Raw genomic sequence first — 15,689 nt, forward strand, 5'->3', positions numbered from 1 at the left:
CGGTCCTTTTGCGTCTGTTTTCAGCAATATGGGATGTTAAGACGCTTAACGCAAACCGGCGCGTGCGGCGGCACGGTCGATTGCCGCAATGACCTGGTCCTGGGCGGCGTGATGCGGCATATGACCGATGCCGTCCAGCCGGGTCAGAACCGCGCCGGCGATCTGTCGGGCCAGCGGTTCGGAATGGATGGACAGGCCGACCGTGGTGTCGTCGGTGCCATGCACGATCTCGGTCGGGGCGGTGATGCGATCATACTGGCCGACCTGAGCCTTGATATCCTCCAACAGCCCGGCGCGCTGATCCGCATTGGCGCGCATCGACTCGCGCCGCAGGGTCAGCGCTGCGCCGACGTGACCGGCATAGCCGTCCGGCGGAGATTGCGGCAGAAAGACTTCGGCGATGACATTCTCGATATAGTCTTCGGTGACAAAGGCGGTCAGCATCGGCACCACCAGTGCCTTGCCCCACCAGGACGAGGTGACCCGATAGAACGGGTCCAGCGGCGAGGTCCAGGGGTTGGAGACTGCCGCGACCGGCACCAGCGCGGCGACCCGATCAGGATAGCTGGACGCCCAGGCCAGCGCAACGGCTCCGCCATAGCTCTGTCCCATGACGATGGGCCGTGTGGCACCCAGTTGGCCGGCGGCGCGCATCAGCAGCGTCGCCTGTTCGCGCAGCGAGGCGCCGGCAGAGCCGATGCGGGGCGTGTACCCCAGACCGGGGCGGTCAAAGACGATCACCCGATAGCGTTCGGCCAGGCGCGGGGCGAGGGAAAAGGTCATGTCCCGTGCGTTGCCGCTGGCACCGTGGATCAGCACCAGATCCGGACCCTGTCCCATGACCACCGCGTGAATTTCGGTGCCATCCACGGTGACGAATTCGCCGACGGGGGGAAACCGCGTTTCGGCCCGGGCCTCTTGCCGGGCTGCCAACCACAATACCGCGGCGATCAGGGCTGCGATCGAAACTGTGAGCGTTATAAGTATCTTACTGGCCAATCTTGTCCAATTCGAATGGGGTCGTCTGATAGATCTGGTTGATCCAGTTGCCATATAGAAGATGCGCGTGCGATCTCCAGCGATTTTGCGGTTTTTGCGCCGGATCATCGTCGGGATAATAGTTGACCGGTACCTGGATCGGCGTGCCCTCGGCCACGTCGCGGTCATATTCCTGTTTCAGCGTGTCGCTGTCATATTCGAAATGGTTAAAGATATAGAGCGCGCGATGTGCCTGATCCTCGACCAGGCAGGGGCCGACCTGATCGCTGGCCAGCAGCGTGGTCAACCCGTCAGCGGCGTCGATCTCGTCCTGGCGCATTTCGGTCCAGCGGCTGACCGGGATCACGCAATCGTCGGAAAACCCGCGCAGATAGGGCGAGGCCGGCTGCATGTTGCTGTGGCGGAAACAGCCGAACGCCTTGCTTGCCAACAGGTGTTTCCGGACGCCGTGAAAATGGTTGATCATCGCCATGCCGCCCCAGCAGACGCCAAAGGTGGAATGCACGTGGCTCTGGGTCCAGTCGAAGACCTGCTCGATCTCGCGCCAATAGGTCACCTGATCGAACTCCAGGTGCTCGATCGGTGCGCCAGTGATCACCAGACCGTCGAATTTTTCGGCCCGGACCTCGGAAAACGGCCGGTAGAAGCTTTCCATGTGATCGGCGGCCGTATTCTTGGCCTCGTGTTCGGACATGCGGATCAGGCTCAGTTCGATCTGCAGCGGGGTGGCGCCGATCAGCCGGGCGAACTGATTCTCGGTCTGGATCTTTTTCGGCATCAGGTTCAGCAGGCCGATGCGCAATGGCCGGATGTCCTGACGCGCCGCCTGATCCTCGGACATGACCATGACGCCCTCGCGGGTCAGGACATCATAGGCCGGCAGGTCGGCGGGGATCTTGATCGGCATCAGATTTGCTTTCCATGGAAAATGAGTGCGTTAGATAATACGATGGGCGGGCGGTGCCAAGTGGTCCGGTCAAGTGGCGGGGGAAATCTCGCCCGGCGGGCAACCGGGGCACCGTCAGAATGGTTTCAGGGTGGAAAAGACGGCAGGGCGGATGACAATTCGAAACGGGATGATTGTGGCGAGGGCGGCCCTGTTGGCGGCTGTTTCGGTAGGGCTTTGTGCCGGGCAGGGCCGGGCGCAGGTCGTCGATCCGATGGCCATACAGCGCTGTGTCTGGAGCTGTCTGGCCAGTTCGCCGGGCAACCAGAGCTGGCAGTATCACCAATGTGTCGCGCAACGTTGCCAGCCCATGCAGGCGGCGCCGGTCGCGCCGACACCGGCTCTGGGTCCGCCCTGGACCAGCGGCGTCGCCGCGGACGGGGTCACCCGGTATGCCGGGATACATGCGGGGCAGCCCGGCGGGCCGGGTCTGTATTACATGTGCGACCGGCAGGGCCAGAGCTATCTCATGCTGTATCGCCATGCCGGGCCGCCGGGGATGATGCGGTTTTTCATCGGCTCGCAGCAATTCAGCCTGCCTTTTGACCGCCAGCGTGGCGAATTGACGGTCAATCTGGTGCCCGGTGGCCGGTTTCTGAATGCGCTGGCCTATGGTCAGGCGGTGCAGATCGTCGATGCGCGCGGGGCACAGGTGATGTCGTTGGGTCTGAACGGGGCTGCCGCGGTGCTGCAGAGCACGATCGCCGCCTGTCGTAACTGAGGCCGGGCTCAGGATTCCCTGTTCTCGATGGCGGATTCGATCAGCGCGTCGAAATCGGCGGCATCGCGCAGCGCGCCGATCTGGTCGGCGGTGACGGTCACGCCCCAGCGTGCCATCGCCGCATAGCGGGGCTGGCGATGTGCCAGCGCCTGGGCATAGGTCCAGCGGATAAAGGCGTTGGGATCGACCTCGTGTTCGGCGCAACCGTTCTCGGCCAGATAGCGGTCCCAGACCCGGGTCAGGAATTCCGGCTGATAGGACATCGGCTTGGGCGCCTTGTCGAACCGGCGGACCAGCTCCTGGGTATGTGCCGCGTCGCCCTTGATCCAGACCATCAGCGTATGCTTGCTGAGTTCGGACAACAGCGGATCGTCCGGGTCTTCGGGATTGACCCATTCGCAAATAGACCCGCCGGTATCGCAGATGAAATTCGGATAGCCGTACAGTCGCTGGCCCCGGTCGATGAAATACTCGGTGTCCAGCAGGGCATGGATTTCCGCCTGGCGGAACTGTTCCTGACGGCGGCGGTATTCTTCCATCGCCAGTCCGCCCTTGGCCGGATCGCCGGGCTTTCCCAGATAGGCCGCGACCGGGGTCAGGTTGGCAAAGCTGATATTGGACCCGATATAGATCGAATCCGACAACAGAAGGTCGCGCAGAAACGGCACCTTCATGGCCTCGGCCTTGGCGTTGTCGGCGATGTATTCGCCCATATAGCGGGTGCCGATGCGGTAATCGATGCTGTAGTGAAACCAGCCGCCGGCATCGCGCAGCATCTGGCTGACATGGGTCTTGCCCAACCCGGACATGCCAAAGAACAACACCCGTTTGTTGGGCGCCGTGCGCCAGTCCTGTGCCGAATTGTAGAGCATGACCCGTGTCCTTTCCCGCTCTAGCTACTCAGCCGGGGCGGCAGGGTCAATTGCGCGGATGTCGGGGCGCCCGGTTCAGGATAACCAGCCCGAGGGCCAGCAGGCCGAACCCGGCAAAGGCCTGGGGGCGCAAGGTTTCGCCCAAAACCACCGCCCCCAGCAAAATGGCCACGGGCGGGATCAGCAGGGTGACCAGCATCAGGTTGCCCGACCCGGCCATGGCCAGCACGCGGTAATAAAGCAGATAGGCCACGGCGGTGGCGATCAGGGCATAATAGGCGATGGCCAGCCAGGTCACCGGCTGCAAATCCATGACCATGGGCCCGTCGACGATCAACGCGGCCGGCAGCAGCATCACGGTCGAACCGGTCAGCATGCCGGCCGCGGCCACCTGTGGCGACAGCCCGCCCAGACGCGCCCGGGCCCAGGCGCTGGCCAGCGCATAGCTGAAACCACCGGCCAGCACCGCCAGCTGTGCGGTGCTGCGCAGATCGAACCGGGCCAAGTTGTCCAGACCGATCGCGGTGGCCACGCCGACAAAGCCCAGCCCGACCCCAAAGGCGCGCTGAAGCGTCAGGCGCTCGTCCGCAAAGGCGATGGCCGCGACGACCACGCCAAAGATCGCGGTGGATGCGTTCAGGATCGAGGTTAGCCCGGTTTCGATATGCAACTGGCCCCAGTTCATCAGGCCAAAGGGAATGACGTTGTTCAACAGGCCCATCAGCAGGAACGCCGCCCAGATTCGCGGCGAGCGGGGTACGGGCAGGCGACGGATCAGCACCACCGCCCACAACAGCAGCATCGCCCAGCAGGTGCGGTGCAGCGTCGCGGTCAGCACCGGCACTTCGTTCAGGGCAATGCGCACCGACAGGAACGAGCCGCCCCAGATCAGCCCGAGCAACAGCAATTCGGCCCAGGCTCGCCCGGATATGGATTTCTGTTCGTTCATACCGCCAGATAAGTTGGGTCGGCGCTGTCAGGCGACCCGGATCCTGCGCGTTTCGGCCTGGATGTTGATGTAGTTGGCGACAAAGATCACCGCGGCGCCGACAAAGACCCAGATATCCAGCGCTTCGCCATAGAGCAGCATCCCGACAACGGCGATGGTCGGCAGGCGCGCGAAATCAAAGGGAATCACCACGGTCGCCGGGGCGATGGCCAGGGCATTGGTGATGCAGAAATGCGCCAGCAGCCCGGCCAGGGCGATGATGACCAGCCACGGCGCGGTCTGCGGGTCGGGCAGGGCGATCCGACCGTCAAACCCGGCGGTGACCAGTCCAAAGAGCAGCTGCATGGCCGTCAGCCAGAACATGATGGCGCCGACGCTTTCGGTGCGGGTCAGCCGTTTGGTGCAAATGTTGGTGACGGCAAAGAATACCGCCGCGCTGGCCGCGGCCAGCACGCCGATGCTGATCGTGTCCGGGCTGGGCCGCGCCACAATCAGGATGCCGGCAAACCCCAGCAGGGCGGCCAGCGCCCGGACCGGTGTCAGCCGCTCGCCCAATAACAGCGGCGACAGCACGATGACCCAGAGCGGCGAGGTGAATTCCAGCGCAAAGACCTGCGCCAGGGGCACGCTGGCAATGGCGAAGAACCACAGGTTCTGACCGGTGAAATGCGCCAGATTCCGCATCAGGTGCCCGCCCAGACGCTGCCGTGAAATCTGGTGCAGCTTGCCGGTCAGGCCCAGCACCGCCACCACGATGCCCAGGCCGATGGCGCTGCGATAGAGCATGATCTCGAACGTATCCAGCGCGATGCTGACCTCGCGCCCGGCCACGGCCATGGACGAGAACGACGCGATGGCGCCGGTCATCCACAGGGCGGCCCGCAGCATGGGCAGGGGGGCAGAGGCAGAGGGTTGCATCGGCGCGACTCACTTGACACTGCCCTGCCTCTACCGTTTGTGGGACGTGGTTCCAAGCTAAGTATGGGATGTTGATGAGCCTGTTACGCCGATCCAAGAGTTTCATCAGACGCCGGTTGGACCCACGGGGCCATTCGCAGTTTCGCCGTCTGCGCGGTCAAGAACGCTGTTCGCCGGCGCAGGTTCGGGCGCTGTTTTCCCTGTTCCAGCCCTTTGACACCGGTATCCCGCTGATCCGGATCGGCGGCGACCATGATGGCGGCTATCTGTTGCCGGACGATCTGGATGGAATCGTCGCCAGCTTTTCGCCCGGCGTCGACGTGACGGTCACCTTTGACGCGGAAATCGCCGAGCGCGGCATTCCCTGCTTCATGGCCGACGCCTCGGTCCAGGGGATCGCCGTCGATCATCCGCTGCTGACCTTTGACAGGCTGTTCGTCGGGGCCACCACCGAGGGCGACGTGATCTCGATGCAGGACTGGATCGGGAAATATGCCCCGCCCGAGGGCGATCTGCTGATGCAGATGGATATCGAGGGGGCGGAATACGACACGATCATGGCGATGCGCGATGCCGATCTGGACCGGTTCCGGATCATCGTGCTGGAACTGCACGACCTTCAGGACGCTTTCGTCACCGGTGGCAACGCCCGCCTTGGCGCTTTCATGCGGCGGCTGACCGAGCGGTTCGTGATCTGTCACATTCATCCGAACAATTACGCTCGCGTGGCGACAATCGACGGCATCTCGTTCCCCACATTGCCCGAGGTGACGCTGCTGCGCCGCGACAGGGTCAGGGCTGACCTGCAGCCCACCGATCAGATCCCGCATCCGCTGGACCAGCCGAATGTTCCGGAGAACCCCGACTGGGCCTGCCCGCGGTTCTGGGCTGGCTAGGCCGGGGTCAGTCCGGTGTTTCCACGATCTTGTAGTTGCGGGGCAACCCGCGGGTGACCCGGCCCCAGTCCGAGGCCGCGCTGCGGTCCCGATGGGCCTGAAACCCGGCGCGGGTGGCAAACCGTTCCGAGACGGCAAAGCGTCCGGCGACGGACGCGGATTCGAACACTTCGAAATGGTCACATTCCGGTTCGGCCCGGCTCAGCCGGACATGCAGGGGTAGGGCGGCGCGTACTGCCTCCAGCCGATCGGGCGGCACGTCCAGAAACCCGGTCAGGATCACTCCCACTCGATGGTGCCCGGCGGCTTGCTGGTGATGTCATAGGTCACGCGGTTGATGCCGCCGACCTCGTTGATGATGCGGGTGGCGGTTTCGCCCAGAAAATCGTGGCTGAACGGGTAATAATCCGCCGTCATACCATCCACCGAGGTCACCGCTCGCAACGCGCAGGCATAATCATAGGTACGCCCGTCGCCCATCACCCCCACGGTGCGCACCGGCAGGATCGCGACAAAGGCCTGCCAGATCTCGTCATACAGGCCGTGCCGGCGGATCTGGTCGATATAGACCGCATCGGCCTTGCGCAGAATCTCCAGCTTTTCGCGGGTGATCTCGCCGGGGCAACGGATCGCCAGCCCGGGGCCGGGAAACGGATGCCGGCCGATGAAACTGGGGGGCAGGCCCAGTTCGCGGCCCAGTTCGCGGACCTCGTCCTTGAACAATTCGCGCAGCGGTTCGACCAGTTTCAGCCCCATCTTTTCGGGCAGGCCGCCGACATTGTGGTGGCTCTTGATCGTGACCGAGGGACCACCGGAAAAGCTGACCGATTCGATCACGTCGGGATAGAGCGTGCCCTGGGCCAGGAACTCGGCGCCGCCGACCTCGCCCGCGTGTTTCTGAAACACGTCGATGAACAGCTTGCCGATGATCTTGCGTTTGGTTTCCGGATCGGATTGCCCGTCCAGCGCGCCCAGGAACAATTCCTGTTCGTCGGCATGGATCAGCGGCATGTTGTAGTGGTCGCGGAACATGGTCACGACCTCTTCGGCCTCGCCCTGTCGCAAGAGACCGTGGTCGACAAAGACGCAGGTCAACTGATCGCCGATCGCCTCGTGGATCAGCACCGCCGCCACCGAACTGTCGACACCGCCGGACAGGCCGCAGATCACCTTGGCGTCGCCCACCTGGTCGCGGATCTTGCGGATGGCTTCTTCGCGATAGGCCCCCATGGTCCAGTCGCCCTGGAACCCGGCGAGGCGCACAAAGTTTTCATAGAGGCGCGCGCCATTCGGAGTGTGATGCACCTCGGGGTGGAACTGGACCGCGAAAAAGTTGCGCGCCAGATCGGCGGTGATCGCAAAGGGGGCATTGGGCGAGGTTCCATAGACGGAAAAGCCCGGCGCGATGGCGCTGACATGGTCGCCATGGCTCATCCACACCTGTTCGCGATCGGCCTCGAACCAGCCATAAAGCAGGTCGATGCGCTCCTCGGACGGGGTGACATAGGCGCGACCGAATTCGGCGGTTCCATGGCCGCGTTCGACCGTGCCGCCCAGCATGTGCATCATGACCTGCTGGCCATAGCAGATGCCCAGCACCGGCACGCCCAGCTCAAAGACCGCTTGCGGCGGGCGCGGGCTGCCGGCGTCGCCGACCGAGGCCGGGCCGCCGGACAGGATGACGGCGCGGGGCGCGAATTGCGCCAGAAACTCGGCCGTGACGTTCTGATAGGGGTGGATTTCGCAATAGACATGCAACTCGCGCAAGCGGCGCGCGATCAGCTGAGTCACCTGTGATCCGAAATCGATGATGAGGAGGCGGTCGTGGGAAATCTGCGTCATGATCCCGGCTTTAGGGCGGCGCGTGCGCGCTGGCAAGAGGCTTGCCGCGCGCCCGTGTGCCGAACCGCCCGTCAGCCCCCCGTCAACCCATGGATTCCGAGCTTTCGGTGCCGCGCCTTTCCGCGCGCTGGATGTCCAGGCGATAGCTCCAGATGGCGATCACCGACCAGGTCAGCACATAGATCAGCCCGAAGCCGACGATCACTTCGCCGGGGATCGGCCCGACATCGGCGCGGGACATGGCCTGCGACAGCGACTGGACCGGGGTCGGATGCACCGCCAGCTTGCCGGCAAAGGCCATCGACTGGATCAGCAGTATCCACAGATAGTTGCGTCGGATGCGGCGCCCGATGGCGATCAGGAAGCCGACATGATAGCGCGGTCGCAGATAATCCTGCGCCAGTACCTGTTGCCAGTTCTCGTCCAGATGCAGATCGCCGTCATAGAGCAGGGGCGCGTAGAAATGCGTTTCCAGCCAGCGCGCCCGGGCGCGCCAGACGTTGAAGTAGCGATAGCGCCGCGCTTCGAGCATCAGGAACAGGATGATCAGCACACCCACCAGCACCAGCGGCAGGGGCGACGCGTCGGGCGAGGCGAACGAGATCGACAGCGCCACGCCCAGGGTCACGACCGCCCAGTTCGTCGTGGTGTCCAGCCGGGTGCGCCAGATCGTGCTGCGATAGACCTCGCCACGGTAGAGATGCGCCACGGCGCCGATCTCGGCGGCGTTCAGGGTCTTGCGGTCATTGGCCTGTACGGAGGCCTGTGCAGAAGTCTCGGTCACCGGTGCCTGCCTGTCATATTTTTGTCATGTCCCCACTGTTGCACGGTGTCAAAACTTTCGCACCGGGTCGTCATGTCGCTTTTTTCCCTGATGCGCCGTTAATTTCACCGGAGAGTTGGCGGATTGAGATATCAAAAGATCGGAAACCGAATTCAGCGGGACTGTTGACATGACCGAAACAACTCCGAAACGCCGAGCACGGGGCGGCGGCGGCGCCGCGCGGCGGGCCGAGCGCACCGCGGTAAGCATCGAGACCGCGCGTTTCATCGAACGCAATATCCCGAATTTCGAGATCCTGACCGCCGAGGCGCTGGAAATCATCGAGGCGAATGCCGAAACGGTGCTGGCCGAAATCGGCGTGAATTTTGTCAACAATCCCGCGGCGCTGGATCGTTGGCGCGCGGCGGGCGCCGAGATCGACGGCGAACGGGTCCGTATCCCGCGTGGGCTGGCGCGTCAGCTTTGCGCCACGGCACCGGCGCGATTCACGCAACACGCCCGTAACCCCGCCCGCAATGTCGAAATCGGCGGCAATACCCTGGTCTGCGCGCCGGTCTATGGCCCGCCTTTCGTGCGCGACGTCGATGGCGGCCGCCGCTATGCAACGATGGACGATTTCCACAAATTCGTGAAGCTGGGCTATATGTCCAAATGGCTGCACCATTCCGGCGGTACGGTCTGCGAACCCACGGATCTGCCGGTCAACAAGCGGCATCTGGACATGCTGATGGCGCATATGACCCTCAGCGACAAACCGTTCATGGGGTCGGTCACCGATCCCAGCCGGGCACAGGATTCGGTCGACATGTGCGGCATCCTGTTCGGCAAGGATTTCGTGCAGGAAAACACGGTGATGACCTCGCTGATCAACGTCAACTCGCCGTTGACCTTTGACGACGTGATGATGGGCGCGCTGGAGGTCTATGCCCGCAACAACCAGGCCTGCATCGTCTCGCCCTTCATTGTCGGCGGTGCCATGGCGCCGGTCTCGGTGGCCGGAACGCTGACCCAGGTTCTGGCCGAGGTTCTGGCGGGAATCGCCTATTCCCAGCTGGTTCGTCCGGGGGCGCCGGTGATCTTTGGCGCCTTTGTGACGTCGATCGACATGAACAGCGGCGCGCCGACTTTTGGCACGCCCGAAGCCAGCCAGATCCTGTATGGCGCCGGTCAGCTGGCGCGGCGTCTGGGGCTGCCTTTCCGTTCCGGCGGTGGTTTGTGCGCTTCGAAACTGCCGGATGCGCAGGCGGCCTATGAAACCGCGAACACGCTGAATGCGGCAATGCTGGGCGGGGTGAATTTCATGCTGCATTCCTGCGGCTGGCTCGAAGGCGGTCTGGTCGCCAGTTTCGAGAAATTCGTGATGGATGCCGACCAACTGGGCGTATTGCACAAGCTGGCCCAGGGCGTCACTGCGGACGAAAATGCCCAGGCCATGGACGCCATCGCCGAGGTCGGTCCGGGAGGGCATTATCTGGGATGCGCGCATACCCAGGCCAATTTCAAGACCGCATTCTGGCGCTCGGACGTGTTCGACTACAAACCGTTCGAGACCTGGGACGAAGAAGGCGCACGGGACACTCAGGCCCTGGCATCGCAGCGCGTCCAAACCCAGCTGGCGGCCTATCAGCAACCGGCTCTGGATCCGGCGATCCGGGATGCGCTCGAGGCCTATGTGGCGGAAAAGAAGGCGTCAATGCCCGACGCATTCATGTAAACCTCAGGCCTGCGAGGCGCGCATCAGCTGCGCTTCGCCCATCATCGCGATCAGCACATCCACGTGCCGGGGCAGCGAATAGCCGGCATCGTCTTCGCGACGCTGGTCATCCAGCGTGCGCTCGATTTCCATCAGCCGCATGATCGCCGCGGCGGGGCGCGGCAGCGTGCCATATCCCAGCAGCCGTTGCAGATGCCGGTCGCGGCGATATTCCTGCGCGCCATAGCGTGCGGCGCGGATCAACAGTTGCGGGCGGCGCAGCGAATTCAACATGCTCATCAGGTCTTGCATCGGCTTTCCCTTTCGTGGTCCGTGTCTTTCCGTCACTGACAATGACACAACTTAAACGGGTGTTGCGGGTTGGCCGGATTCACCGTTCGCAGGTTTCACGAGTGTTTATCATTTAGAAACAATGATGAGCGTGCTTGAGAGCCTTTAACGATCAGGTAACTAAATCGCCTCTAAGTTGTATGCCCAATAATAGTTAACAAAAGCCACGCCCGTGCACTTTCAAGGAAGCATCGAGATGAACAAGCACGCTGTTGCCACCTTGCCGAATTGGGTGCCCGAAGGGGTCAAGCGTTACCTGGCCCATACCGAAGACGGACAACCGATCCGGGACCTGGCCCGTGGGGCGCGCTGCCACGCCTCTACGGTGCTGCGTCAGATCCGCCGGGTGGAAACCCGCCGGGATGATCCATTGGTGGACGCGGCTCTTGCAACACTGGCGGCAATCCATTTCCCGAGCTCGCGGCGGGCGCCACGGCGCGCGAGGCCCGCGAGTGCAAGGCCGAAGGACATTACCAACATGACACATCCCGCCCGCTGCCAGACCGACACCCCCGACGCTGCCACGTTGGACCGTGAAGCCTGTCGCATTCTGCGGCGCTTGTGCGAGAATGGCGCCGTTCTCGCGGTGGCCGAAAACATGGAAAAGGCGGTCGTGGTACGCGACGGCGAAGGCACGGCAGCGACCCGAACCGCGGTGGTCGATTGCGCGATCGCGCAGGCGATGGCGCTGAATGACTGGATTGCCTGTTCCAATCCCGGCCGCATCAGCCGCTACCACATCACCGCATCTGGCCGCACCGCGTTGAGCCGCATGCTGGCCGAGCAGGAGAATCGGGCCCGCGCCGAAAAGGAAACCGGGTTTGCCGAAGCGCAAACGCCGTTCTGCGCCGCCGCTACCCGGTCGGAAAAGACCATCGAGGATCCGGCCACGGCCCGGCCGCGCCGGGTGCGCTACAACATGTCCGAAAGCCCGCTGGCCGCATTGGCCCGGCGCAAGGATCGCGACGGTCAGCCATTTCTGGACGACGGTCTGGTGGGCGCCGGCGAGCGCCTGCGCGAGGATTTCGAACTGGCGCAGATGGGACCGAACGTCGCTCAGAACTGGGACCGTTTCCTGACCGGTGGCGGGCGCGGCGGGTTTCAACCCGACAGCGGCGTTGGCAATGGTCCGTCCGGCGCACGCGATCGCGTCGTCAAGGCCCTGTCCGATCTTGGTCCCGGTCTCAGCGATGTGGCGCTGCGCTGTTGCTGCTTTCTGGAGGGGCTGGAAATGGCGGAAAAGCGCATGGGCTGGTCCGCCCGCTCGGGCAAGATCGTGCTGCGCATCGCCCTGCAGAGGCTCAAGGTTCACTATGACGGCCTGTCGGGGCCGGATCGCATGATCGGCTGATCGCCCCGGAGTTTCGACAAACCGAACCGGCGCGCCCCAGACGGGACGCGCCGTTTTTCGTCGTATCGGCGGGTGTCCTGATGCATCCCGGCCACCCAGATCCGGACGGGCCTTGTTGCAAGGCGGATCGCAAGGGCGCTCGCGCATCCGTTTGACGACCCGTGGCGCTGCGCCCGTTTTCCCCGGCGATCGTGCGCATGCCAATGGCAGCCCGGTTCGGCCGGGATGATCTAGAGAGCCGAATCCGCGTCCTCGACCAAATCCTCGGTTGCGTTGTACGCGTCGCTGCTGGACTTGCTCAGAGCGGCGACACTGTCGATCAGATCATTCATCTTTGCCTTGTCGTTATGAGCCGAAATCAGCTTGATCTGTTTCTTTTTCGCGGCCTGCAGTTCCTTGTTCAGTTCCTGCAACTTCTTCAGATTTTCGGACGCGCGTTTCAGCGCGGCTCTGGCGTTCTGAACATCCTTTTCCAGCGCTTTCTTGGCCAGAATGTCCTCGGGGATGTTCTCGAATTTGTTCTTTGCGCACAGTATGTTGCAGATATCAAGCTGCTTGCTGACATTCCGGGCAAGACGCTTTGCGGTGTTGTCGGTCTGCTGGCGTTTGGGGTTTTCCAACAGCATGTCCGGCAACTCGTCTCCCTGGCCTTCCTTTATGGCCTTTGTGACAACCGCGTCCTTGGATTTTTTGATGTTGGCACCAAAAAAGGCTTCCTTGGCGCTGAGCGTTCCAAAGGCGCCCTTGGAACTGTCCAGTTCCTTCAGAATCGCCTGGGATTTGTCCAGAACCTTCTTGATCGTCTTGTTCGTCTTGGCCGTTTCGCCGCTCTTCTTGATGTCTTTTTCAAACTCATCCTGTGCGCGTTTGAGATCCTGATGGTTCTTTTTTGCGTCATCGCTCAGTTTTTCCAGGGACTGGACGAGGGTCTGCTGTTCGGTCAGAGCCGCTTCCCAGGCGGTCATGGCCTTTTTGAAGTCGTCGTCCCTGAGGAAGTCTTTCCACTTTTTTCCGGTGATCCCCTTGCGGATCGCGGCCGGAATGGTCTCGGCCATCTTGTCTTCCTTGTCATAGGCCGTCTTCCGGTTCGCTTTCATCTTGGCCTTGAGCGCGTCGGCGTCCTTGCTGGAACAGTTTTTAGCGGTGTCCTTTTCGATCGCGATGCATTTTTTCTCAAAGATCTTGGTCTGCAATTCCCACGGCTGAACTCTGGGCACGACGCTACCTCTCTTTCTCATTTTCGCGACACCCATGCTGCCACACGAAAGTCTGGACTTTGGGTCGCAATATCGGATCGGGATCCATTCACCATCGGCGTCCTGCGCCTTTCGGCAAACAAGGGATCCGCCGGACCTACTATCAGGGCAGATCGTGATTTCGGGCAAGTGCCTAGTTCACACAAGCCCCGGGAATTGCAGAATTCCGGCGCCCCGGGGTCAGATTTCGGGCTTTACGGCCCTTGCAACATCGTCGGTCGAGTCGAGGATCAGGATCGGGCAACGGGCCATTTCGAACCGCCGCCCCGACCGTTCGGAGTTGGGCAACGGGCCGGCCCTCACGTCGATCACCACGGCCGCGGCGTGGGACCGGTTTAAGGTATCCACCAGATCGGTCTCGCACTGCGTGTCCTGCAGCACCAACAAGTCGGTGCGCAGTGCGTTAGACAGGGTCCCCGACAGTTCCAGATTGTCGCGAGCGCCGGTACCGATTGACCGGCCGACACCACGCGGCTGGTCTGGCGACCGATAGACCTGTGGATTCCCGCGGTGGGCGCATGCCGTGCGGAACGACATGCCCCAGGCCGGCACGTCGCGGGTACCGGCAGCGCCACTGGACCTGTTCCTGGGCGGGCAGGGGCCATTGTGCGCCTGCGACCCAATGCTGTTCGCCCGGCTGCCCGTCCTGGCTGTCGCGGGATCGAACCGGCCGGGCGCCGTTTGCAGATGATCGGCCGTTTCCGCCATAATCGTTTCGCCGCAGCAGCCCTGATCGGCATGTCTATCGCCATTGCGTTGCTCAGGGCGCCCGGTCGCGCGATTCAGGTTCTGGACATTGAGGCCGGATCGCCTGCACCCTTTACGGGCGCAAGGGTGTGGAATGGGTTTCGGGGACGCGGATGCAGGACAGGTCGGTGATCGTGATCGGCGCAGGCATTACCGGGGTCGCGGCAGCCGAGTGGCTGCGCCGCGATGGCTGGACGGTCACCCTGGTCGATCCGGTGCTGCCGGGCGATCCGGCGCAGGCCTCGTTCGGCAATGCCGGGCTATTGGCGCGCTCGGCACTGGTTCCGGTGTCGATGCCGGGCTTGCCGCTGCAGGTGCCGCTGATGCTGCTAGACCCGAACGCACCGCTGTTCCTGCGCTGGGGCTATCTGCCGCGGCTGATGCCGTGGCTGGTGCCGTTCCTGCGCAATGCCACCACACGCCAGGCACGGCACGCGGCCCGAGCGCTGGCGGTGCTGACCTCGGATGCGGTCGATCAGCATCAGGCCTTGGCCGCGGGCACGCCGGCGGCGGCACATATCCGCACCGGAGATTACGTCTATCTCTATCCTGCCCGTGCCGATTACGAAAAGGACGCGCTGGCGAACCGGTTGCGCGCCGATAACGGTTTCGTGCCCGATCTGCTGGACCGCGCCGAGCTGCTGGCGCGGGATTCGCATCTCGGGCCGCATTACCGCTTTGGCGCGCGCTTTGACGGCTATGGCTGGCTCTCTTCGCCGGCGGCGTATCTGACGGCGCTCTACGGTCATTTCCTGGGGGCGGGCGGGGGCTTTCGTCAGGATGAGGCCGTGACGGTCACCCCGGGTCCGCGCCCCCGAGTGACGCTGGCCAGCGGCGACATCCTGACGGGAACAAAGATCGTGCTGGCCGCCGGCGTCTGGTCCGATCGACTGGTGCGCACCATGGCGATGCGGGTCCGCCTGGAGTCCGAGCGCGGCTATCATCTGTCGATGTATGATACCGGGCTGACCGCGCCCAACCCCTATATGCTGACCGACGCCAAGGTCGTGATCACGCCGATGCAGGGGTTTCTGCGCGCCGCCGGGATCGTCGAGTTCGGCGGCGTGACCGCTCCGCCCTCCGCCGCGCCGGCGGCGCTGATCCGGCGGCAGGTCAAACGGCTGTATCCGGGGCTGACCTATGCGCGGGCGGACAGCTGGATGGGGCGTCGGCCGACGACGCCGGACAGCCTGCCTGTGCTGGGGGAATCCGTTCGGGCCCCGAATGTGCTGCACGCCTATGGCGGGCAGCATGTCGGTGTGACCATCGCGGCGAAACTGGGTCGCACGATCGCAGACCTGGCGGCCGGACGGCGCGGCAATCTGGATCTGTCGCCCTATTCCGTCGATCGGTTCTGAGCGGTC

Annotated in this window: 16 protein-coding genes; 5 read left to right on the top strand and 11 right to left on the bottom strand. The window is 63.4% G+C overall.

Features of this window, described 5'->3' with window-relative positions; genetic code table 11:
* Nucleotides 1–45: 45 nt before the first annotated feature.
* Nucleotides 46–999 carry an alpha/beta fold hydrolase gene (locus ACFMPD_RS02495; protein ID WP_380991453.1) on the bottom strand — a complete coding sequence of 318 codons (954 nt, stop codon included), beginning with the start codon at nt 997–999 and terminating at the stop codon, nt 46–48.
* Nucleotides 989–1,906, bottom strand: coding sequence for a homoserine O-acetyltransferase MetA (metA, locus tag ACFMPD_RS02500; RefSeq protein WP_380991455.1), 918 nt, complete (start codon nt 1,904–1,906; stop codon nt 989–991). The genes ACFMPD_RS02495 and metA overlap by 11 nt, the downstream gene beginning before the upstream one ends.
* Nucleotides 1,907–2,057: 151 nt before the next feature.
* Between metA and ACFMPD_RS02505 the strand changes: the two genes are divergently transcribed.
* A complete protein-coding gene (locus tag ACFMPD_RS02505) occupies nt 2,058–2,666 on the top strand; it encodes a hypothetical protein (protein WP_380991457.1) in 609 nt (202 codons plus the stop codon).
* A gap of 8 nt (nt 2,667–2,674) precedes the next feature.
* Here ACFMPD_RS02505 and ACFMPD_RS02510 read toward each other — a convergent pair whose 3' ends face one another.
* From ACFMPD_RS02510 to ACFMPD_RS02520, 3 genes are read right to left on the bottom strand one after another with little or no spacing between them, the layout of a single operon-like run.
* On the bottom strand, nt 2,675–3,538 hold the full coding sequence (locus tag ACFMPD_RS02510; RefSeq protein ID WP_380991459.1) for an ATPase: 864 nt from the start codon (nt 3,536–3,538) through the stop codon (nt 2,675–2,677).
* Nucleotides 3,539–3,584: 46 nt separating this feature from the next.
* A complete protein-coding gene (locus ACFMPD_RS02515; RefSeq protein ID WP_380991461.1) occupies nt 3,585–4,487 on the bottom strand; it encodes a DMT family transporter in 903 nt (300 codons plus the stop codon).
* Nucleotides 4,488–4,514: 27 nt separating this feature from the next.
* Nucleotides 4,515–5,405, bottom strand: a complete 891-nt coding sequence (locus ACFMPD_RS02520; RefSeq protein ID WP_380991463.1) for a DMT family transporter — start codon at nt 5,403–5,405, stop codon at nt 4,515–4,517.
* 74 nt (nt 5,406–5,479) lie between these two features.
* On the opposite strand from ACFMPD_RS02520, the gene ACFMPD_RS02525 reads away from it, so the two are divergent.
* The gene (locus ACFMPD_RS02525) at nt 5,480–6,301 is read left to right on the top strand and encodes an FkbM family methyltransferase (RefSeq protein WP_380991465.1); all 822 of its coding nucleotides are present in this window, start codon (nt 5,480–5,482) and stop codon (nt 6,299–6,301) included.
* A 7-nt stretch (nt 6,302–6,308) separates the two neighbouring features.
* On the opposite strand, the gene ACFMPD_RS02530 is transcribed toward ACFMPD_RS02525, so the two are convergent.
* The 3 genes from ACFMPD_RS02530 to ACFMPD_RS02540 all read right to left on the bottom strand — a co-directional run bounded on the left by ACFMPD_RS02530 (nt 6,309) and on the right by ACFMPD_RS02540 (nt 8,927).
* Nucleotides 6,309–6,590: a putative quinol monooxygenase gene (locus tag ACFMPD_RS02530; protein WP_380991467.1), complete on the bottom strand. Its 282-nt coding sequence runs from the start codon at nt 6,588–6,590 to the stop codon at nt 6,309–6,311.
* Nucleotides 6,581–8,143 carry a glutamine-hydrolyzing GMP synthase gene (guaA, locus tag ACFMPD_RS02535; protein ID WP_380991469.1) on the bottom strand — a complete coding sequence of 521 codons (1,563 nt, stop codon included), beginning with the start codon at nt 8,141–8,143 and terminating at the stop codon, nt 6,581–6,583. The genes ACFMPD_RS02530 and guaA overlap by 10 nt, the downstream gene beginning before the upstream one ends.
* Before the next feature lie 82 nt (nt 8,144–8,225).
* Nucleotides 8,226–8,927: a DUF2270 domain-containing protein gene (locus ACFMPD_RS02540; protein WP_380991471.1), complete on the bottom strand. Its 702-nt coding sequence runs from the start codon at nt 8,925–8,927 to the stop codon at nt 8,226–8,228.
* Nucleotides 8,928–9,096: 169 nt separating this feature from the next.
* On the opposite strand from ACFMPD_RS02540, the gene ACFMPD_RS02545 reads away from it, so the two are divergent.
* Nucleotides 9,097–10,641, top strand: coding sequence for a trimethylamine methyltransferase family protein (locus ACFMPD_RS02545; RefSeq protein ID WP_380991473.1), 1,545 nt, complete (start codon nt 9,097–9,099; stop codon nt 10,639–10,641).
* A 3-nt stretch (nt 10,642–10,644) separates the two neighbouring features.
* Here the strand turns inward: ACFMPD_RS02545 and ACFMPD_RS02550 are convergent, their stop codons facing one another.
* Nucleotides 10,645–10,920: a DUF6477 family protein gene (locus ACFMPD_RS02550; RefSeq protein ID WP_380991475.1), complete on the bottom strand. Its 276-nt coding sequence runs from the start codon at nt 10,918–10,920 to the stop codon at nt 10,645–10,647.
* A 529-nt stretch (nt 10,921–11,449) separates the two neighbouring features.
* Here ACFMPD_RS02550 and ACFMPD_RS02555 point away from each other — a divergent pair.
* A complete protein-coding gene (locus ACFMPD_RS02555) occupies nt 11,450–12,322 on the top strand; it encodes a DUF6456 domain-containing protein (protein WP_380991477.1) in 873 nt (290 codons plus the stop codon).
* A gap of 230 nt (nt 12,323–12,552) precedes the next feature.
* On the opposite strand, the gene ACFMPD_RS02560 is transcribed toward ACFMPD_RS02555, so the two are convergent.
* Together ACFMPD_RS02560 and ACFMPD_RS02565 are read right to left on the bottom strand one after the other, a co-directional pair.
* On the bottom strand, nt 12,553–13,560 hold the full coding sequence (locus tag ACFMPD_RS02560) for a hypothetical protein (RefSeq protein ID WP_380991479.1): 1,008 nt from the start codon (nt 13,558–13,560) through the stop codon (nt 12,553–12,555).
* 198 nt (nt 13,561–13,758) lie between these two features.
* Nucleotides 13,759–14,286, bottom strand: a complete 528-nt coding sequence (locus ACFMPD_RS02565) for a hypothetical protein (RefSeq protein ID WP_380991481.1) — start codon at nt 14,284–14,286, stop codon at nt 13,759–13,761.
* A 152-nt stretch (nt 14,287–14,438) separates the two neighbouring features.
* Here ACFMPD_RS02565 and ACFMPD_RS02570 point away from each other — a divergent pair, with 152 nt between their 5' ends.
* Nucleotides 14,439–15,683, top strand: coding sequence for an NAD(P)/FAD-dependent oxidoreductase (locus ACFMPD_RS02570; RefSeq protein WP_380991483.1), 1,245 nt, complete (start codon nt 14,439–14,441; stop codon nt 15,681–15,683).
* Nucleotides 15,684–15,689 lie beyond the last annotated feature (6 nt).

The organism is Sedimentitalea sediminis, assembly GCF_042687825.1.
Lineage (GTDB): Bacteria > Pseudomonadota > Alphaproteobacteria > Rhodobacterales > Rhodobacteraceae > Sedimentitalea.